The sequence below is a fragment of the Actinoalloteichus hymeniacidonis genome, from assembly GCF_014203365.1.
GTDB lineage: Bacteria > Actinomycetota > Actinomycetes > Mycobacteriales > Pseudonocardiaceae > Actinoalloteichus_A > Actinoalloteichus_A hymeniacidonis.
In genome coordinates this window covers 191335-212110 of record NZ_JACHIS010000001.1, presented here as the reverse complement: position 1 = coordinate 212110, position 20776 = coordinate 191335, and the positions used below count along the sequence as shown (strand labels likewise).

The following is a 20776-nucleotide window of genomic DNA, read 5'->3' as shown; positions in this document are numbered from 1 at the left end:
TCGTGCTCCTCTCCAGAAGAGCAAACAATGCCATCCGAGCGCGAGCTGGGTGTACTCGACCGGGCTCAACTACCTGGCGAGGTCGTCGACTCCCAGAAGGCCACGACCTCCGCCGAAGTCCGTTCCTCGCTCTCCAGGTGGGTGGCCTCGCCGCAGATGTCGCCCGCGTCGTCCGGCCGGTAGAGCAGGTGCTCGGTCGGGGCCATGGCGCCCCGCTGAGCACGCCAGTCGCCCGTCATACCGGCGCCGGACCATCGACCGGTATCGGCGGCCTCGCCCAGGGCGCCGCTCCAGATCAGATCGCAGGCCTCGCCCTGGTAGAAGTAGGCCTCGAAGTGCCCGTCCTCGGTGACGTAGCTACAGCGAACGGCCGTGTCCACGAACAGGGCGAGCGCCGGGTCGTCGCCGACGTTCTCGCAGCCGTCCGCCCGCTCCACGGCCACCCCGGCGAACTCCAACAAGCCTGCCGCCGCACCGAACGCGGCGCCGTGGCCATCGGCATCGACGTCGTCCGTGGTCGTGGTCGGGCCGTCGTACTCGTCCGGGTCGCCGCCGTCGGGCACATCTGAGCCGTCCGACCCACCATCGTCGAGGACCTCGGTGCCGTCCGACTGGGTCGGCTCGGTGCCCAGGCCGGCGTCGCCCACCACATCCCGGGTGGTGTTCGCCCGGTTGGTCTGCATGGTCACCAGCACCACGACCACCGCCACCGCTGCGGCGACGACCCCGAACACGGCCAGCGCGATGGACAACGGTGCGGGAGCACGGCGGCGGGGGCCCGGCGCCTGCATCACATGGGTCGGCCCGACCGTGACGAACGAGTCGGCGGCATCGGGGTTGGGCGGCATCCGCCCGGCGGACTCCACCGGGACGCCCTGCGGATGGGTCGGGGGCAACGGGAGCTGCGGGAGTCCGTGGGGCGGGCTCTGAGGGATCGGTCCGGGCGGCGGCAGCACTGCCTGTGGCCGAGTCGGCGGCCGATCGCCGGGCTCTGCGGACTCCGGGCCGGGTGGCAGCGCCAACGCGCCGAGCACCACGCTGCTCTCCGGCGATTCGACCGCGGTCGGGAGCACCCCGGTCCGTTCGGAGATCAGTCGCGCGATCAGCGGCATCCGGCTGGCCCCGCCGACCAGGAACACCCCGGCCAGCGATCCCGGGGACAGGCGAGAACCGGTGATGGTGGCGGCGAGCATGGCCACCGCCCGATCCAGCTGCGGTCGGACCAGCGTCTCCAGTTCGGCGCGGGTCACATGCGCGTCCGGTAACGGGGCAGGCAGCGGGATGTCGGTCTGGGCATACCGCGAGAGGGCTTCCTTGCCCGCCCGCACATCGTCGGTCAGTGTCCGGGCCGCTCGTCTGTTGGCGGAGGTGGTCGGGCGAATCAGCTCCGCCCATTCCGAACGATCCGGGCCCACCACGGACCGCACCTGTTCTAACAGCGCCTGATCGATGTCGATACCGCCGCTGTCGCCCAGGCCCGCCTCGGCCAGCACCCGCCAGCCGCCGTTCTCGGTGCGCAAGACGACGGCGGCGTCGGTGGTGCCGCCGCCCATATCGAAGACGGCCAGCGCTCGCCCAGGGGTCAAGCCGCCGTGCAGCTGTTCGAGGCCGGCGAAGTGCGCGGCGGCGGCCACCGGTTCGGCCACCAGGCGCAGCGTCCCCGACCAGCCCGCCGCGCGGGCGGCGGCGCACAGGGTCTCGCGCCGAAGACGATGCCAGCCTGCGGGATGCGACAACAGGACGACGTCGGGTTCACCGCCGAGTTGACGGCGCGCTTCTTCGGCGACGCGGCGCAGCACTGCGGCGATCAGGTCGACGACCGGGACGACGTGGGTGCCCAACAGCACCTCACCGTCGTCGATTCGCCGTTTCGGATTGGGCTCGTACCGACTGGGGTCCAACCGTGCCTGCCGTTCGGCATCGCGGCCGACGACCGGGTTTCCCTCCTGGGACAACCACACGGCGGAGGGCAGCATGGGCCAGCCGTCGATGTTCACCAATCGAGTCGGCCCGCCGGGTGCGGCACGGAAACCCGCGACGGTGTTCGAGGTGCCGAAGTCGACGGCGAGCTCTCGCACCTGTCCTGCCTCCCTGGCTCCGCCTGATCGCGTCGCGCCAGACTATCGCTGCCGGGAGGCAGTGCGTCGATTTTGATTCCATCCCTTGGCGGTACCTCGGTTACCTGGGATTGGGCAAACGATCCAGTGTCGACGCTCGTTCGACCGACAAGACGGAATACGGTGGATCGGACGGGTCGGCCTTGTCGCCTCGCTTCGAGTGCGGCACGATCATCATCCGGAGCAGCGAGCGCGCTCGCCCCCCGACGCGTTCACGCTCCACCTCGGGAAACGAATTCGCCGTGTCGCGCACAGTGCTTTCGGTTCACGAGGTCGGCGGGCGGGTGCGGCTGGGACATGCCCACCTCACCCGCCCGCCGAAGAACACTTCGTACGCGCGGCGGCCCATCGTCTTAGGCCACCCGCCAGCTTCCAATCTCGGTAAGCCGCTCTCGCAACTCGTCCACTCCGGACAATTGCACGGGCGGGATCGCAGTACTGCTCTGCGCGGGAAGCACCAACACCAGGCCCGGACTGGCCTCGCTCAAGATGATCGTGGTGGGGTGCAGGGCTCTGCCGTCGTCGGACGGCGTGTACTCCCAATAGCAGCTTCGCCCGTTTCCGGCCCACGGGACGAAGACCCAGCCCGGTCGTTCGGACAGCACCATGTGCAGCGCGTCCTCGATGGCGTAGCCGGCTTCTCTGGATGGCAGGACGCCGTGGTGCATGGCGCGCAGCCACCACGGCGCCGCCGGGTCGGCGCCTGCGGCCAGGGCTTGGCGATAGAGGTCGAGTACGTCGAGTTCGGCACCGAAGTGCACCCACGAACTACGGGCGTCCCATGGCGCGTCGGCGACGCTGGGGCCGCTGCCTTCCAGAGCCAGTGACCACTCGAGTTCGGGCAATGGCTGCAACCAGGACAGCGAATCGGCGGTGGATCGGGCTTCTTTCAAGGTCAGCCGAGTCGATCCATCAGCAGAGGGAAGGGGGATTCGATCGGCCAATGCGCTATTCGGCCGAGTGTTGTTGGGCAGAACGCCACTTGGCACCACACCGTGCGCGGCGTGTTCGGCGGAGGAGAGACCCGGTCGATCGGATTCGCTCGGCTCGGGCCTGCTGCGGAGTGCTGGCATCCATGCCTCCTAGGGGTAGGTAGGACTATCAGCATTACCAACGTTAACGTCTGATTCGGGACCTCTCTTTCCAATTAACAGCATTATTATGTACTTGTGTTGGAGATCACGAAATTGGCTACACATCGTGACCGACCACTCGACCACGGAGTGAAAAAAGATCCGGGCAAGCTCGGTGAGCTTGCCCGGATCTCGCGCCCGACTCAGACCGGACACACCCCCGAAACAACGCGCCACCCCCGAGGCGCGGTCGCGGGCCTGGTCAGGCGTCGCGCCGGTTGGTAACGATGATCGACAACACCAGCATCGCCAGCGTGAACGCGGCGAAGTAGCCGATCGCAAACCATGGGCTGTACGGCGTATCCGCCGCGAGCGCCGGGTTCATCTGGGCTAGGTTCGGGTCACCCAATTCGCCTAACAGGAAGTGGTTGACGGCGTAGAAGGGCAACCAGGGCTGCAGATCGGCGCCGATGCCGGGAATGATCGGGATCAGCGATTCGATCATCAGCGACCACAACACGATCAGACTGATCGCCGCGGACGGTTGCCGCAGCAGCGCTCCGATCGCCACCGCCAGGACCGCTCCGACGAAGAAGGCCAGTCCAGGTCCGGCCAGGGCACGCCAGTCCGTCGCGGTACTGATCGACAGTCCGGAATCGGTCGCGAAGAGCATCGAGATCCCGAACGAACCGAAGGACACGATGAGGCCGGTGATACCGGCGAGCAGCCCGACGGTCACGCTCTTGGCGAGCAGCACCGAGGTCCGGTTGGGCACCGCCTGGAAGGTCGCCCGGATCGTGCCGAAGCGGTACTCGGTGGTGACGCTGAGCGCCGCCATCACCATGATGATCATCATCGCGAACTGGCCGAAGGCCTGGGTCGCCCCGATGGACACGGCCCCCGATGGCAGATTGGCCACCAGCAGCGCGGTCAACCCGACGCTGACCACGATGGCGGCGGCCATGCACCACCAGGGCGATCTGGTCGAGAAGAGCTTCATTCGTTCGACAGCGAGCAGAGTCATCGGGTTGCCTCCCGTCGTGCTGCGCGGGCCCGGTTGCTCGCGTCTTCACGTGGATCCGAACCGTTGAGTCGGGTGGCCAGCCCCTCCGCGAGAAGGGCCTCGCCCTGGGTGGTCGCGGCGGCAGCGCCTCGGGATTGGTACTGGACTGCGTCGTCGGTGAGGGAGAGGAACGCCTCCTCCAACGAACCGCGCTTGGTGGTCAACTCGTGCAGCACGATGCCTGCACCCGCCGCGATCTCGCCGACCTGCTCACTGCTGCCGCCCGTGACGGTGATGGCGCCGGTGTCCTCGGCCGACGCGGCGGCCTCGATCCGACTGGAGCGCAGCAACGTCAGCAGTCGCCCGGCCTGCGGGGTGCGGACCAGGACGGTCGCCTCACCTGCCTGTTCGACGAATTCCGAGGTGCTGCACTGGGCGATCAGCTTCCCTCGCCCGATCACCACCAGTTCCTCGGCGGTCAGTGCCATCTCGGAGAGCAGGTGGCTGGAGACCAGGACGGTGCGCCCCTCGGCCGCCAGACCCTGCATCAGGGTCCGGATCCAGAGGATGCCCTCCGGGTCGAGTCCGTTGACGGGCTCATCGAAGAGCAGGATCTCCGGATCGCCCAGCAGCGCTGCGGCGATTCCGAGTCGCTGCGACATCCCGAGCGAGAAGCCGCCCGCCCGCTTGCCCGCCACCCCGTCCAGACCGACGATGTCCAGCACCTCGTCGACCCGCCTGGCCGGCAGGCGGTTGGACTTCGCCAGCCAGCTCAGGTGAGCCCGGGCCGACCGGTTGGGGTGCACCCATTTGGCGTCCAGTAAGGCCCCCACCTTGTTCAGTGGTCTGGCCAGGTCTCGGTAGTGCTTTCCATCGATCCGCACCTCGCCCTGGGTCGGGCGGTCGAGTCCCAGGATCATCCGCATGGTCGTCGACTTGCCCGCGCCGTTGGGACCGAGGAATCCGGTCACCGTGCCCGGACGGACGCTGAAGCTCAGGTCGTCCACCGCCACGGTCTTGGCGTATCGCTTCGTGAGGCCGCTCGCCTCGATCATGGTTTCCTCCAGGATCTCGCGCTGTCATAAAACTAGCAAAGTGATATCACTTATTGCCAATCGAACCATCGAGGATGACAACCCGTGATCCTCGTTTCACCTGTTCAGAAGGTTGCGATTTTCTATAGCGAACGGGTGATCTGCGCCGAGAATGTGCGAGCAGAGCGCGCATTTCACGTCACTCAGGCGCCTGCTGCGGCGCGCAGGCTAGCGAGCTCGGCGCGCGGCGATGATCGTCGCCAGCCACACCAACGACGCCACCTCGACGATCAACAGCACCGGCGCCCACGGCCGCTGGGCTGGGAATCGCAACAGCGCGTCGGAGAGCGCGAAGGGCGACAGGCCCACCGGAGCGCCTGCCGCACTCGCCAGCCCACCGAGCCACCACTCGAACACGAGCAACCAGCCCGCCAGCACCCCGATCGCCCGAGCCGGACGCCGCACGAGCGCACCGACCGAGATCCCGATCGCGGCGACGAGGAAGTACACCGGCCCCACACCGAACAGACGGCCCCACTCCGCGCCCTGGTCGATCGCCAACGCGACGCCGGGACGCAGCACGGAGGCCAACCCCCACGAGCCGAAGGCCGCGGCCAACCCCGTCACCCCGGCGAAGGCGCCCACGACGAACACCTTGGCCACCAGCGCCGACGCCGGATTCGGCACGGCCTGGAATGTCGCGTCGATCGTTCCGAAGCGGTATTCGGCCGTCATCGACAACGCCGCCATCACCGCGATCAGCAGCAGGCCGAGTAGATGGCCGAACTGGGTCTGCGCCACCGTCACGCCGTCTGCGGGCAGCTCCGCGAGCAGGAATCCGGTCGATGCGACGGTCGCCACGACCGCTAGCGCCGCACACCACCACGACAGGCCGGTCGACGTCAGTTTCACCCGTTCGGCCGCAAGCATGCTCAGCGCACCAACACGCTCGGTTGCCGGAGCTCGTGTGGATTCCCCCGGCCGAACGGCGCGGTCCACCCGCCTGCGAGCCCAGATCCGTTCCGAGGCGACGGCGACCCGGCCCACCCCAACACCTCGGCAGGCGGCTGCCGATGCACCGACAATGCGTGCACCGCCGCGCCGAGTTCCTCCGCCAGCTCACCGACCACCGCACTGGGCATCCCCGAGACCAACAGCGCGGGTGACTGTCCGGCCAGGTCCTCGTGGACGGTCGCTCCTCGGCCACGCAGGCGGGCGGCCAACATCGACCGCTGCGGACTGAGCACCCGCACGGTGGCCTCACCCGCGCTGTCGAGGAACTCCTCGGTGGGGCATCGGGTGACCAGCTTCCCTCGGCTGATCACCACCAGCCGGTCGGCGAGCGCCGCCATCGAAGCGAGTCGGCTGCCGGTCAGCAGGATCGTGCGCCCCTCGGCGCCCAGCCGGAGCAACAGTGCGTGCAGCCAGTCGACCCCGGCCGGCTGCATCCCCCGTCCCGGCTCGTCCACCACCAGGATCTCCGGATCGGCCACCAATGCCGAGGCGATGCCGAGCCGCTGGAGTTCGTCCGAGGACAGCTCACCCGCGCGACGATCGCGAACCCCGGTCAGACCGGTCAAGGCGAGGAGTTCGGCCACCCGTCGGGCGGGCAGTCCATTGGTCTTGGCCAACCAGTCCAGATGTGCCCGGACCGCCCGTCTCGGATGAACCGACGGCCCCTCCAGCACACCGCCGATCTTGCGCAGCGGCCGATCCAGTTCGCGATAGCGCCTGCCGTCGATGCGCACCCAGCCCGCGTCGGGTCGGGAGACCCCGAGGATCATGCGCAGCGCGGTCGTCTTACCCGCGCCGCTGGGCCCCAACAGACCGGTGATCCCGCCGGTCGGCACGGAAAACGACAGGTCCTCGACCGCGGTACGTCTGCCGTAGCGCTTGGTCAATCCGATCGCCTCGATCACCGTCGCTCCTCGCTCGCCATGACGCGAAGCCGCAGGAGGCGCGTCGTAGACGACCTCCGGTCACACCGGTACCGGCCCGCTGTTCACACGGTCTCCCAGGACGATCGGACATTGATCGGTGATCGCCCTGATCCCGTCCCCGAAGCACGCCTGCCGTATCTCCGGGACCGCCCGCACCGACCCGCGAGGTCGGCGGATCGCCACCACACCGACGAAGCGGTGCTCGCCAGGTCAGGGCGGCGATGAATCCGGTACTCCGCACCGGATGGAGCTCGGGGTCGCCCCGGCCGGCGTTTCAGTCCAACGTGAAGGGGTCGTAGCGGATGCGCTCCAGCGGGGTCCCTGCGACGAGCATCCGCGAGACGGTGGCTCGGATCATGCCGGGCGAGCCACAGACCAACACCTCGCGCTCGGTCCAGGATCCGTACCGGGTGACGGCATCGGCGAGCGTGCCCTGTTCGACGCCGGAGCGCGGCGGACCCGACTCCACCACCGGCACGATGGTCAGCCACGGGTTGGTGATGCTCAGCCGATGCAGGTTGTCCAGGTCGTAGATGTCCTCCAGCGTGCGACCGCCGACGAACAGATGCACCCGGGGGTTCTCGCCGTAGCGCGCGAGTTCGTCGATCACGGCTCGCATCGGCGCCAATCCGGTGCCGCCTGCGACCATCACCACGTCACGACCCTGCTCCCGGTCCACCGACATCCGCCCCATCGGCGGCCCGATGCGCCAGTTGTCGCCGTACTGGGTGTGTCCGACGATCGACCGGCTGACCCAGCCGCCGTCCACGGCCCGGATGTGGAACTCGATGGAGCCATCGGCGGCAGGCGCGTTCGCTGGTGTCATGTATCGCCACAGTCGGGGCCGTTGCGGCACCTCGACACTGACGTACTGACCCGCGCGGTAGGGCACCGGATGCTGCGGCTGGACCCGAACCAGCGCGAGGTCCCAGGACAACCGTCGGTGGTCGATGACCTGCGCGTTCCACCAGGCCGGGTTCTCATCGGCATCGGCGGCCTGCTGCATCGTGGTGGCCATGATCGTGTAGGCCTCGGCCCAGGCCAGTTCGATCTTCGGCGTCCAGATGTCGGCGGCGAACTTCTTGATCGCGGAGAGTAGGGCGGTACCGACGGCCTCGTAATGGGAGACGACCACGCCGAACTTGCGGTGGTCCCGGCCGAGCTGACGGAGGAAGGGCAGCAGGTCGTCCGGGCGATCCACCATCTGGACGAAGTGGACCAGGGCACGCAGCAGCCTGCTCCGCTGCACCTCCATGTTGACCGGGAACAGCTCCCGCGTCTGCGGAGCGAGGCTGAAGAGCATCCCGTAGAAGAATCTCGCGACCTCGTCGGCATGCGGCTCGATATGCGCGTAGCTGTCTCGGATCAGGCGCACGGTGGCACTGATCCCCGACGACGACGAGCGCCGGGGAGGGGGCTCAGGGCTAAGCACGGCGTTGGCTGTCATGGTCCGAGTGCAGTCTTCTCCAGTCAGTTCGCCGCGCCCGATCGGACGCGCCGTTCCTCTTCGCGGTCCCTAACGAGAGGGACAGTAACTCCTCATAAGACAGAGCCATTCCTTGATGCCACCTTTGGGCGTAGGTCGGTGACACACCGTTAATAATGCCTTCGGCAGACGGATGAAGGTAGAGGGACGGCCGTGGAACTTCCGAGTGGGACATGACACGGTGGCACATGTGATCCAGCAGACTCTGGTACCGACCGGCACCGCCGCAGCCGACTTGCTCGAACTCGAGCTGGCCGAGCCGGTCGCCGGTCCCGGTCCGCGACGGTTCGACAACCCCGTCGCACCGGCCGGTCCACCGCCGAACGGCTTCCGTCCGGGCTGGAGCCCCGCCGCGCCGCCCGTCCGCCCGGCCGGACCGCCCGCGCCGCAGGCACCCCCGCAGAGCAGACCTGGACCGGAGATCGGCCCCCAGCAGCATCCGATGCCGGGGTCGTCGGGCGAGCACGTGCTGCAGGCCGCCTACGGGAGCGAACAGCGCGCTCAGCGCTTCTACCGCGACCAAGTTCTAGACCGCCTCAACGACATGATGATCGAGTTCATCGGCCGGATGGACATGGCCTTCATCGCCTCCGCCGATGCTGGTGGTGAGTGTGACGCCTCGTTGCGTGCCGGACCCGCGGGCTTCATACGAGTGCTCGACGCGTACACCGTGGCCTACCCCGAGTATCGGGGCAATGGGGTGATGGCCAGTCTCGGCAATATCAGTGAGAACCCGCACGTCGGCATCCTCATGGTCGACTTCGTCCAGGACCTGATCGGCCTGCACATCAACGGCAGGGCACGCGTCGCCGAGGACGCCGATCTGCGGGCCGAACACGCAGACCTGCCCAGCGATTTCGACCGGGGCCGCACTCCGGAGCGGTGGGTGGTGGTGTCGATCGAGGAGGCATACATCCACTGCCGCAAGCACATCCCCCGGCTCGCGCCGGTCGCCAGGGATCGTGCGTGGGGCACTGACGACACCCGGCGCAAGGGCGGTGACTACTTCGCCGCCAAGGGGATGCCGAGGCCGTGGAGTTCGCCGCAGCCCGCCCCGGCGGCTCAGGGGCCTGCGGCTCAGGGGGGTCCGGCGCCGCAGCAGGCACCGGTGGGACCGGCGGCTTCCGTGGCACCCGCGGCACCGCTGCTCTCCGGCGGGCTTCCGTACGCCAGCGGTGAGCTGCCGCAGCCGGACGCGAATCGTTAACCGACGAGCACAGTGCGACACTGACACGCCGGAAGACCGTTTTGGGGGTTTCGGTGACATCGTCGGTGCAGACAGAGTCGAGAGGTGCCTCGGCCCCGGTGGGTGACGACGCGAACCCGGATGACCTTCCTCGGCGGCGCACGGCCGCCGAGGAGATCGAACACGGCCTCTCGATCCTGTTCCGGCGCGCCCGGCGGATCTCGCTACGACTGGCCGCCGAGATCGACCCGGAGCTGGAGCCCGCCGCGTACGGAACGCTGGCGTTGATCGCCGATACGGGCCCGATGCGGGGCACCGAGCTGGTGGAGGTCTTCGGCCTCGACAAGTCGACCATCAGCAGGCAGGTGGCGCAGCTGGTGGAACTCGGGCTGGTCGCCCGCATCGCGGACCCGACCGATGGGCGAGCTCGGCTGATTCAGATCACCGAGGTCGGCGCCCAACGACTGCGGGCACTACAGGAACGGCGCAGGCAGCGCCTGCACGAGCAGTTCGGCTCGTGGTCGACGACGGAGTTGGACGATCTCGCCAAGCTGCTGCCGAAGCTGAACGACCTGTTCTAGGCGAGGCGGCTCACAGGCCGGCTCAAGGAATCCCGCCGCCGCCCGAAGGGCTGTCGGCGGACATCTCGCCGCTCGTGCGGCGCCTCGGTTGTTCCGAGCTCGTGAGACGAGCGAGCGGCCGCTGCCCCACGCACTGTGAGGCATCCCTCATTGCGAACTGTGACCGGCGCCCCATACCGCCAGTAAAGTTGTATGCGGCAACTAAATAACTGGACTGGAAGGGTGAGGCTGGATGCGGTCGCGGTCCGCACTGCACGGCGAGAACGAGACGAGCCGATCGGGCGTCGGGTCCGCAGCGAGACCCGAGGCCGACCCCGCCGCGCTGACCGACTCCGCAACGCCCCCCGTTTCGCCCGTACCGGCCGAACCACCGGCACCCAGCCCGATGACCCACCGGCAGATCCTGGAAGCGCTGTCCGGGCTTCTCTTGGCCTTGTTGGTCGCCATCCTCAGTTCCACCATCGTCGCCAACGCGCTGCCGACGATCCTGGCCGAACTGGGCGGCACTCAGTCCCAGTACACCTGGGTGGTCACCTCGACCCTGCTGGCCGCGACGGCCACGACTCCGGTGTGGGGCAAGCTCGCCGATCTGTTCAGTAAGAAGGTCCTGTTCCAGGCCTCGATCAGCCTGTTCGCCCTCGGTTCGGTCCTCTGTGGCCTGGCCACATCGGTCCCCATGTTGATCGGCTTCCGCGCGGTGCAGGGCCTCGGCCTCGGCGGCGTGCAGGCGTTGGCCGCGGTGGTCATCGCTGCGATGGTGAGCCCGCGAGAGCGCGGCCGGTACGCCGGCTACATGGGTGCGGTCTTCGCCGTGGGCACGGTCAGCGGTCCACTGGTCGGCGGGCTGATCGTCGACACCCCGTGGCTCGGCTGGCGCTGGTGCTTCTTCGTCGTGGTCCCGGTGGCCGTCGCGGCGTTCATCGTGCTCGGCCGGACGCTGCGACTGCCGTTGATCAAGCGCAAGGCCAAGATCGACTGGGTGGGCGCCACACTGATCGTCGGCGGTGTCTGCCTGCTGCTGGTCTGGGTCTCCTTCGCAGGGAACACCTTCCCCTGGGGTTCGACGACCAGCCTGGTGCTGCTCGGCGCCGCGCTGCTCTGCCTCGGGTTGGCGGTGTTCGTGGAGGGCCGGGTGTCCGAGCCGGTGGTACCCCTGCGTCTCTTCCGGGATCGGACCTTCACGCTGGCCACGGTCGCAGGCATCGGGCTGGGCATCGCGATGTTCGGCGGCTCGCTGTTCATCGGACAGTACTTCCAGCTCGGCCGGGGCTACTCGCCGACCGATGCGGGCCTGTTGACCCTGCCGCTGGTGCTCGCGCTGTTCGTGACCTCCACGGGTTCGGGCTGGCTGATCTCCCGCTATGGCCGGTGGAAGGCGTACCTGAGCGTCGGCAGCGTCAGTCTCGTGCTCGGTCTCGCCCTGCTCGCGACGATCGACCACGCCACCGACGTGTGGCTGGTCGGCTGCTACCTCGCCCTGGTGGGTGCCGGCGTGGGACTGAGCATGCAGAACCTGGTGTTGGCCGTGCAGAACAACACCTCGGCCCGGGATCTGGGCGCGGCGACGGCCACCGTCACCTTCTTCCGCTCGTTGGGTGGCGCGGCGGGCGTCTCGGTGCTCGGGGCGGTGCTGTCGGCCTCTGTGGCCAACCGGGTCGCCGCCGAGACGGGCGGGGCCGCCGAGGCGGCGAGCGGGTCGCTGGATCTCGCAGCACTGCCCTCGGAGATGCAGACGATCCTGCACACCGCCTACGGGGATGCGACGGCGTTGGTCTTCGGCATCTCGGCGGTGGCCTCGATCGTCACGCTGGTGGCAGTCATGTTCATCCGTGAGGTGCCACTTCGCACCACAGTGTGAGTAGTTATCCACGGCCTTGATCGCGGCTGGTGGAGTTATCCCCAACCACCCACCGTCAACACCCCGCCACCTTGGGCCATTCGGGTGATCAACAGTGGATAACTCTCCACCGATACGACCCAAACGGTCCACAGCCTGTGGATAACTCGGGCCTAGAACGAGGTACTCCCCAAGTTATCCACAGGCCGTGTGGACAACTTGGGGAGTACTTGGGGACAAGCAGTGGACTAGTCGGCAAGCCCTTGGGATAGATCGCCCGACGCTGTGGACAAGCGGGGGACAACCTCCCAGGTTGCGATCAGTCCTTCGTTGTGATGGTTTGCTCGCCGCCGGATTCCTTGCCGGTGATCCGGACGATCTCGCCGGACCGAAGGCGCGCCAGGTAGTCCTTCATCTCGCGCTTCACGATCGGCATCAGGAAGTAGAGACCGATGATGTTGATGAAGGCCGTCGCGAACAGCACCGCGTCGGCGAAGCTCAACACCGGGCCGAGCGTGAGCACGGTGCCGACGACGACGAGCAGGCAGTAGACCGCCTTGTAGGAGATCTCGCTGACCGCGCTCTTGCCGAACAGGAAGGTCCAAGCCTTCTGGCCGTAGTAGGCCCAGGTGATCATCGTCGAGACCGCGAAGAGGATCACGGCGATGGTCAGGACGTAGGGGAACCACGGCAGCACGGTCTCGAAGGAGGCCGAGGTGACGGTGACGCCATCCGGCGCGTCGCCGCCCGCCTGCACCGTGGCCATGCCGTCCCGCCACAGCTGGGTGTTGGCGATGACGACGGTCAGCGCCGACATGGTGCAGATGATCACGGTGTCGACGAAGGGCTCCAGCAACGCGACGAAGCCCTCGGTGACCGGGTGCTTGGTCTTGACCGCGGCGTGTGCGATCGGGGCGGAGCCGACGCCTGCCTCGTTGGAGAACGCGGCACGCTGGAAGCCGACGATCATGACGCCGACGACGCCGCCTGCCACGCCCTGCGGATTGAAGGCACCGGAGATGATGGCGTTGACCGCGCCGGGCACCTCGCCGATGTTGGCCAGGATGACCGCCAGGCAGGCCAGCACGTACATGATTCCCATCGCGGGAACCAGCTTCTCGGTGACCGAGGCGATGGACTTGATCCCGCCGATGATCACCAGCGCGACCACACCCGCCAGCACGAGGCCGAAGATCAGCGCGGCGCCGTCGCCACCGAAGATGCCCGTGTCGCCGCCGGTCACCGACTGAACCTGCGCGAAGGTCTGGTTCGCCTGGAACATGTTTCCACCCGCGAGGGCGAAGAACAGCAGGAAGACGGAGGCGCCCACCGCCATCGCCTTACCCGCAGCGCGCCCGAAGCCGTTCGGGAACCGCTCCGCCATGCCCTTGCGCAGGTAGTACATCGGGCCGCCGGAGACGGTGCCGTCCTCGTGGATCTCGCGGTACTTCACGCCGAGCGTGCACTCGACGAACTTCGTACACATGCCGAGGAGGCCGGCGATGATCATCCAGAAGGTGGCACCCGGGCCACCGATCACCATCGCGACACCGACGCCCGCGATGTTGCCCAGCCCAACCGTCCCGGACAGCGCCGAGGACAACGCCTGGAAGTGGGTGATCTCGCCGGGTTCGTCATCCCGGGTGTACTGACCGCGTGCGATGCGCAACGCGAGCCGGAACTTCCCGAACTGGATGAGGCCGAAGTAGGCCGTGAAGATCGCCGCGGCGACGATGAGCCAGGCCACCACCACCGGGAAGGAGATACCGAAGACGGTGACTTCGCCGAAGATCAGTCCGCTGGCGAACTCCTCGATGGGCGCGAAGACGTTGTTGATGCTCTCCTCGATGCCGGAGAGTCCGCCGGTGTTGGCGGCGAGGGGCAGGGGTTGAGTGGAATCTGCTGCCCACGGCGTGTGAGCCGGCGGCGCAAGTGTGTCCCAAGACATAGCCCCGTAGTGCAATGGGTCTGGACCTCCGTGACAAGTACCGCCGCCAGAAAATTACATGCCGTAGCCGAATAGACATCTTTGACGGCCTATGTCGACCAGTTGGTGGAAGATCATCTGCCCAGGTCCACCGGATGGCGCGCCCATGGAAACTTTTCGTAGTGGTCTCCATCACTGATGAGATAGCTTCTGCTCCGCAGGGCAGTTGTCGACGTCGCCATCACCACGACAGGTGACGCGGCGTCACACCTGTCGAACCACCAGGGAGGGAAGAGCACAGCGGTGAACCAAGCCGACGAGCAGTCAGCAGGCCACAGACCCACGACGTCCGAATCAGGCGCCTCGAAGACCAACGGCGAGTCCGGCGGATCTCGCCAGTGGATCGGCCTGGCGCTGGGCCCGGTGTTCTTTCTCGCCGCGTTGTTCCTGCTACCCGACTCGTTGCCGCAGGCGGGCAAGGCGACAGCGGCCATCGCCCTGCTGATGGCGATCTGGTGGATGACCGAGGCGATCCCGATCCCGGCGACCGCGCTGCTGCCGCTGGTGTTGTTCCCGGTGCTGAATGTCGCGCCACTCGCCGACGTCGCGCCCCCGTATGCCAACGACATCATCTTCCTGTTCATGGGCGGCTTCATGCTCGCGCTGGCCATGCAACGGTGGAACCTGCACAAACGCATCGCGCTGCGCACGGTGTTGGCCGTGGGAACCAGCCCGAAGATGCTGGTGGCGGGCTTCATGATCGCAACCGGCTTCGTCAGCATGTGGGTGAGCAACACCGCGACGGCCGTGATGATGCTGCCGATCGGTCTGTCGGTGCTCGGCTTGGTCAAGCAGCTCGGCGACGGCAAGGGCGACCCGAACTTCGCCACCGCCCTGATGTTGGGCATCGCCTATGCGTCGTCCATCGGTTCGCTGGGCACCATCATCGGCACCCCGCCGAACACCCTGATGGTCGGCTATCTCGCGGACAACCACGACATCCACATCGGCTTCGGCCAGTGGATGCTCTTCGGCGTCCCGATCGCGGTGGTGTTCCTCTTCCTCGCGTGGTTGGTGCTGACCCGGTTCATCTACCCACCACGGCTCAAGACGCTGCCCGGCGGACGCGAGTTGATCTCGGAACAGCTGGCCGAGCTCGGCCCGCTCAGCCGGGGCGAGAAGCTCACGCTGGCGGTATTCGTCTTCGCCGCGCTGTCCTGGATCAGCGTGCCGCTGCTGGCCGATGTCGAGAGCATCGCCGCTGCGGCACCGTGGCTGGCGAACATCAGTGACGGCGTGATCGCGATGGTGGTGGCCGTGCTGCTGTTCCTGCTGCCGGTCGAGCCCAAGAAGCGCACCTCGGTGCTGGACTGGGACACGGCCAAGGAGCTGCCCTGGGGCGTGTTGCTGCTGTTCGGTGGCGGCCTCAGCCTGTCGGGCCAGTTCACCAGCAGCGGCCTGAGCGAATGGATCGGCGAGCGGGTGACCGCCCTGGGCGCGCTGCCACTGGTGCTGCTGATCGCCTCGGTCGCGCTGTTGGTGCTGTTCCTGACCGAGTTGACGAGCAATACCGCGACGGCCGCCACCTTCCTGCCCATCCTGGGCGGGGTGGCGATCGGACTCGGGATGGACCCGATGTTGCTGGCCATTCCGGTGGCGTTGGCCGCGACCTGCGCCTTCATGTTGCCGGTGGCCACTCCCCCGAATGCGATCGCCTACGGTTCCGGCTACGTGACCATCAATCAGATGGTCAAGGCAGGCGTCTGGCTGAACATGATCGCGCTGGTGCTGATCACCATTGCGATGTACGCCTTGGCCGGTCTCGTCTTCGGGCTGACGCTCTAGCCGCAACGCCGCTCAGGACAGCCGTCGACGCCGTCGCCCGCACTGTGCGGGTGGCGGCGTTTCGCGTCTCCCGGCAAGGCTTCGAGCTGGCAGAGAGGACACCTAGGCATCGCCGTGCGGTAGGTTGAGTGTCGTTGGCTCAACTTTTCTGACTTTGGGCCATAATGGACTCGATCGGCGGCGCGCTCCCGTCGCGTTACCCGGTCGACCAACGGTCGTCGGCTGGCCGGGGCTCGTCCGCCGGCGCCGACGAGGGCGTGCGACGACTGCGATGAGGTGAGGGATGGACGCTTTCAACCCGACCACGAAGGTGCAACAGGCGATCTCGTCGGCGGCCCAGGCCGCGACGGTGGCGGGCAATCCCAATGTCGCCCCCGCCCACCTGCTCGGCGCGCTGCTCTCCCAGGGCGATGGGGTGGCGACGCCGTTGTTGGCCGCAGTCGGGGCCGACGCGGCCACGCTGCGCAGCGGTCTCGACCGGCTGAGCGCCGCACTGCCCTCCGCGGTGGGCGCCACGGTGAATGCCCCGCAGTTCGACACCGACGCCGTCAAGACCATGACGCACGCCCAACGGCTGGCCACCGAGATGGGCGACGAGTACGTCTCCACCGAGCACCTGCTGGTCGGGCTGGCGGTGGCGGGCGGCCGGGTCGCCGATCTGCTGCGGGAACAGGGCGCCACCCCGGAGGCACTGCGCGAGGCGTTCAGCCAGGTGCGCGGCTCGGCCCGGATCACCAGTCCCGATCCGGAGGGCAGTTTCCTCGCCCTGGAGAAGTACGGGGTCGATCTCACCGACCGGGCCCGACGCGGCGAACTCGATCCCGTGATCGGCCGCGATGCCGAGATCCGGCGAGTGGTGCAGGTGTTGTCCCGGCGCACCAAGAACAACCCGGTGCTCATCGGCGAACCCGGAGTCGGCAAGACCGCCATCGTGGAGGGGCTCGCGCAACGGATCGTCGCGGGCGATGTGCCGGAGTCGTTGCGTGGCAAGCGGGTCGTCTCGCTGGACCTCGGCTCGATGGTCGCCGGGGCGAAGTACCGAGGCGAGTTCGAGGAACGGCTCAAGGCGGTATTGAAGGAGATCACCGATTCGGCGGGGCAGGTGGTCACCTTCATCGACGAGCTGCACACGATCGTCGGTGCGGGCGCCACCGGCGAGGGCGCGATGGACGCGGGCAACATGATCAAGCCGATGCTGGCCAGGGGCGAGCTGCGGATGGTCGGCGCCACCACCCTGGACGAGTATCGGGGTCACATCGAGACGGATGCGGCGCTGGAACGGCGTTTCCAGCAGGTCCTCGTCGGCGAGCCGACGGAGGAGGACACGATCGCGATCCTGCGTGGGCTCAAGGAGCGCTACGAGGTCCATCACGGCGTGCGGATCACCGATGGCGCGTTGGTCGCGGCCTCCACCCTCTCCAGCCGCTACATCACCGCGCGATTCCTTCCGGACAAGGCGATCGACCTGGTCGACGAGGCCGCCTCCCGACTGCGGATGGAGATCGACTCCCGGCCCGTCGAGATCGACGAGGTCGAACGTGCGGTGCGTCGCCTGGAGATCGAGGAGATGGCGCTGGCCAAGGAGGACGACCCGGCGTCGATGGCCCGCTTGGCCAACCTGCGTCAGGAGCTCGCCGAGCGCCGAGAACTGCTGGCCGGGCTGACCGCCCGCTGGCAGCACGAGAAGGGCTCCATCGATAAGACCAGGGACCTCAAGGAGCAGCTCGAACAGCTGCGTGGCGAGTCGGAGCGGGCGGAGCGCGACGGCGACCTCGGCCGGGCCGCCGAGTTGCGCTACGGCCGGATTCCCGCGTTGGAGAAGGAACTGGCCGCCGCCGCCGAGGCGGGTGCCGCCACCCAGGAGATGCTGAAGGAGGAGGTCACGCCGGACGACGTCGCCGACGTGGTCAGCGCCTGGACCGGTATCCCGGCGGGCAGGCTGCTGGAGGGCGAGACGACGAAGCTGCTGCGGATGGAGGAGATGCTGGGCGGTCGGGTCGTCGGCCAGCCCGAGGCAGTGCGCGCGGTCTCCGATGCCGTGCGGCGGGCCAGGGCGGGCGTCGCCGACCCGGATCGACCGACCGGCTCCTTCCTGTTCCTCGGCCCCACCGGTGTCGGTAAGACCGAGTTGGCCAAGGCATTGGCGGAGTTCCTCTTCGACGACGAGCGCGCCATGATCCGCATCGACATGAGCGAGTACGCCGAGAAGCACTCGGTGGCCCGACTCGTCGGTGCGCCACCCGGATACGTCGGCTACGACCAGGGCGGCCAGCTCACCGAGTCGGTACGCAGGCGCCCCTATTCGGTGGTGCTGCTCGACGAGGTCGAGAAGGCGCACCCGGATGTCTTCGATGTGCTGCTCCAGGTGTTGGACGACGGCAGGCTCACCGATGGGCAGGGCCGCACGGTCGACTTCCGCAACACCATCCTGGTGCTCACCTCGAATCTCGGTTCCCAGGTCATCACCGACCTGTCGCTGAGCGATCGCGATCGGCGGGATGCGGTGTTGGCGCAGGTCCGCAGCCGATTCAAGCCCGAGTTCATCAATCGGCTGGACGACCTGGTCGTCTTCCAATCGCTGGCCACCGAGGAATTGACGGGCATCGTCGACATCCAGATCGAGCGCTTGGCGCGCAGGCTGGCCCAGCGCAGGCTGGAGCTGGTGGTCAGCGATGCGGCGAAGGAATGGCTGGCCCTCAACGGATTCGACCCGGTCTACGGCGCGCGCCCGTTGCGCAGGCTGATCCAATCGGCGATCGGCGATCAGCTGGCGAAGAAGCTGCTTGCGGGTGAGATCCAGGACGGCGATCGCGCGCAGGTCGATCTCGACGCGGACGGCGGCGAGCTGCGCGTGGTGCGGGCGGCGGCGTCGACGGCCTGACGCGGCTGGTGGGCACGGACGGCGCCGCTCGACTCGACGAGTGGCGCCGTCGCCATCGGGATCGCCCGCCGGCCCGGCTTCCGCACCACACACCACGCCGACGCAGCGGCGTTCCGGGCCGCTCCAACGGATTCATCGAATATCGATCACGCAACGTGATCTTTCGGGCGGCTTCGGCGCTGTGAGCACCGAACTCTAGGCCGAGCGTTGTCACTTTGCGTCAGTTAGGGCTTTATCTGCACCTCGATCTTCGCCAACGGCCGATCACGTCGCTACCCTTCGCACTGTGAACGTGCCTACTTGGGTCTGGTTCACGGTGGCCGTGCTCTTCGCCGTGGGTGGTTTCGTCCTGTTGGCAGCGGACCGTGCCCAGCGCACAGCCCGCAACCGGGAACGTCGTCGTTGGGCCGCGCTGCGCGGCTGGCAGTTCGCCGAGGTCGATCAGGTCTTGCCGACCAGATGGGAACACGGCGCGCTCGCTCCCCACGGCAGCGGACTCGCCAAGGATGTGGTCGCCGGTTCCACCTTCACCGCCGACGGCAGGCGTCAGGTCTATGTCTTCGACCACGAGACGGGCGGCAAGATCAGCTCGGTGCTGATCGCGGTCCGGTGCAGGCGCAAGCACGATGTGGTCGTGGAGTTGTGGCTGCCCAGCGTCCCCGTTCCGCAGGAGTCCGGACTCGATCTGCTGGGGCCGGTCGGATCCCGCTATGCCTTCGTCACGAACCTCAACGCGGCCCGCGCCCTGATGACGCCGGACCTGGTCGAGGCGGCCGAAGAGATCGGTGAGGACGTCGTCGTGGTGTGGCTGGAGAACGAGTGGGTGGTGGCCGCCGCGCCGCCGAGTGCCACGCCTGCCCGGTTGGAACAGCTGTTGCGCGATGTCGGGGAGATCGCGGATCTGGTCGATCCCTTCGATCCCGATGCCGAGGACGCCGATGTGACCGAGCTTCCCGCGTTGGAGGCCGCTTCCGATGCGCAGGACGAGCAGGAACAGAACGAGATCTACCGACCCTCCAACTGATCGGCTGGCACTCAAAGCGGTGACAGTGCGTGGTCCCGGAGGATACGGTTCGAGCCATGACCACGGCTCTCATCACCGGCGCCACTGCTGGAATCGGTCGCTCGTTCGCGCGGCGGCTGGCGGCCGAGGGGCATGATCTCGTCCTGGTGGCCCGCACCACCGAGCGGCTGACCGAGCTGGCGGGGATCCTGCGCGAGCGGCACGGCATCGAGGTCGAGGTCCTGACCGCCGATCTGGCTGCCGAGGCCGATCGCAGGCGGGTGGCCGAGCGGCTGCGGGACGAGGCCGAGCCGGTGGACCTACTGGTCAACAACGCCGGATTCACCCAGCCCGAGGGTTTCCTGGCGCAGGACGCCGATCAGCTGCGCGCGCAACTCGACGTCAATGTCACCGCCGTACTCGAACTCAGCCATGCGGCGTTGAATTCGATGCTGCCCCGCAATCGCGGCGCGGTGATCAACGTGTCCAGCGTGGCGGGCTTCTTCCCCGGCCGTGGTTCCACCTACACCGCAGACAAGTCGTGGGTGACGATGTTCACCGAGGGGCTGGCTCAGACGACGGCGAACAGCGCCGTGCGGGTGCTCGTCCTGTGCCCCGGATTCACCAGAACCGAATTCCACGATCGGGCAGGCATCGACATGGGCGGCATTCCCGGCCCGCTCTACCTGGACGCCGACCGCGTCGTGAACGACTGTCTGCGCGATCTGCGGGAGGGCCGAGTGCTCTCTGTCCCGAGCCTGCCGTACAAGGTGATCACCACCCTGGCCGGCCTGTTGCCTCGGGCGCTCGTTCGTCGCCTCGCGACGAGGGTCAACGCGCGCGACAACTGATCGAACGGGGGT

At 67.7% G+C, this 20776-nt stretch carries 15 protein-coding genes; 7 read left to right on the top strand and 8 right to left on the bottom strand.

The genetic code is table 11. The features are described from left to right. Window positions 1-65 precede the first annotated feature (65 nt). From BKA25_RS00960 to BKA25_RS00930, 7 genes are all read right to left on the bottom strand, one after another. The gene (locus BKA25_RS00960; RefSeq protein WP_069852865.1) at window positions 66-2078 is read right to left on the bottom strand and encodes an Hsp70 family protein; all 2013 of its coding nucleotides are present in this window, start codon (window positions 2076-2078) and stop codon (window positions 66-68) included. Window positions 2079-2470: 392 nt separating this feature from the next. Then, window positions 2471-3190, bottom strand: a complete 720-nt coding sequence (locus BKA25_RS00955; protein WP_157421317.1) for a hypothetical protein — start codon at window positions 3188-3190, stop codon at window positions 2471-2473. A 262-nt stretch (window positions 3191-3452) separates the two neighbouring features. Further along, a complete protein-coding gene (locus tag BKA25_RS00950; RefSeq protein WP_069852869.1) occupies window positions 3453-4214 on the bottom strand; it encodes a hypothetical protein in 762 nt (253 codons plus the stop codon). After that, a complete protein-coding gene (locus tag BKA25_RS00945; RefSeq protein WP_084643471.1) occupies window positions 4211-5248 on the bottom strand; it encodes an ABC transporter ATP-binding protein in 1038 nt (345 codons plus the stop codon). The genes BKA25_RS00950 and BKA25_RS00945 overlap by 4 nt, the downstream gene beginning before the upstream one ends. A 207-nt stretch (window positions 5249-5455) precedes the next feature. Next, window positions 5456-6139: a hypothetical protein gene (locus tag BKA25_RS00940; protein WP_157421318.1), complete on the bottom strand. Its 684-nt coding sequence runs from the start codon at window positions 6137-6139 to the stop codon at window positions 5456-5458. A gap of 20 nt (window positions 6140-6159) precedes the next feature. Then, window positions 6160-7146 (bottom strand): ABC transporter ATP-binding protein, encoded by a 987-nt coding sequence (locus tag BKA25_RS00935; protein ID WP_069852872.1) that lies wholly within the window; start codon window positions 7144-7146, stop codon window positions 6160-6162. A 295-nt stretch (window positions 7147-7441) separates the two neighbouring features. Continuing rightward, on the bottom strand, window positions 7442-8614 hold the full coding sequence (locus tag BKA25_RS00930) for an FAD-binding oxidoreductase (protein ID WP_084643472.1): 1173 nt from the start codon (window positions 8612-8614) through the stop codon (window positions 7442-7444). Between the two features lie 229 nt (window positions 8615-8843). Here BKA25_RS00930 and BKA25_RS00925 point away from each other — a divergent pair, with 229 nt between their 5' ends. The 3 genes from BKA25_RS00925 to BKA25_RS00915 all read left to right on the top strand — a co-directional run bounded on the left by BKA25_RS00925 (window position 8844) and on the right by BKA25_RS00915 (window position 12278). After that, complete coding sequence (locus BKA25_RS00925) at window positions 8844-9860, top strand: pyridoxamine 5'-phosphate oxidase family protein (RefSeq protein WP_236750419.1); 1017 nt, start codon at window positions 8844-8846, stop codon at window positions 9858-9860. A gap of 98 nt (window positions 9861-9958) precedes the next feature. Continuing rightward, a complete protein-coding gene (locus BKA25_RS00920; protein ID WP_069852875.1) occupies window positions 9959-10420 on the top strand; it encodes a MarR family winged helix-turn-helix transcriptional regulator in 462 nt (153 codons plus the stop codon). 385 nt (window positions 10421-10805) lie between these two features. After that, window positions 10806-12278, top strand: coding sequence for an MFS transporter (locus BKA25_RS00915; protein WP_084643474.1), 1473 nt, complete (start codon window positions 10806-10808; stop codon window positions 12276-12278). A 298-nt stretch (window positions 12279-12576) separates the two neighbouring features. Here BKA25_RS00915 and BKA25_RS00910 read toward each other — a convergent pair whose 3' ends face one another. After that, window positions 12577-14205: an alanine/glycine:cation symporter family protein gene (locus tag BKA25_RS00910; protein ID WP_084643475.1), complete on the bottom strand. Its 1629-nt coding sequence runs from the start codon at window positions 14203-14205 to the stop codon at window positions 12577-12579. Window positions 14206-14586: 381 nt separating this feature from the next. Here BKA25_RS00910 and BKA25_RS00905 point away from each other — a divergent pair, with 381 nt between their 5' ends. From BKA25_RS00905 to BKA25_RS00890, 4 genes are all read left to right on the top strand, one after another. After that, a complete protein-coding gene (locus BKA25_RS00905) occupies window positions 14587-16029 on the top strand; it encodes an SLC13 family permease (protein ID WP_236751040.1) in 1443 nt (480 codons plus the stop codon). A gap of 283 nt (window positions 16030-16312) precedes the next feature. Further along, a complete protein-coding gene (clpB, locus tag BKA25_RS00900; RefSeq protein ID WP_069852878.1) occupies window positions 16313-18910 on the top strand; it encodes an ATP-dependent chaperone ClpB in 2598 nt (865 codons plus the stop codon). Window positions 18911-19196: 286 nt separating this feature from the next. After that, on the top strand, window positions 19197-19934 hold the full coding sequence (locus BKA25_RS00895) for a TtfA family protein (RefSeq protein WP_069852880.1): 738 nt from the start codon (window positions 19197-19199) through the stop codon (window positions 19932-19934). Window positions 19935-19990: 56 nt separating this feature from the next. Continuing rightward, the gene (locus BKA25_RS00890; protein ID WP_069852882.1) at window positions 19991-20764 is read left to right on the top strand and encodes an SDR family NAD(P)-dependent oxidoreductase; all 774 of its coding nucleotides are present in this window, start codon (window positions 19991-19993) and stop codon (window positions 20762-20764) included. Window positions 20765-20776 lie beyond the last annotated feature (12 nt).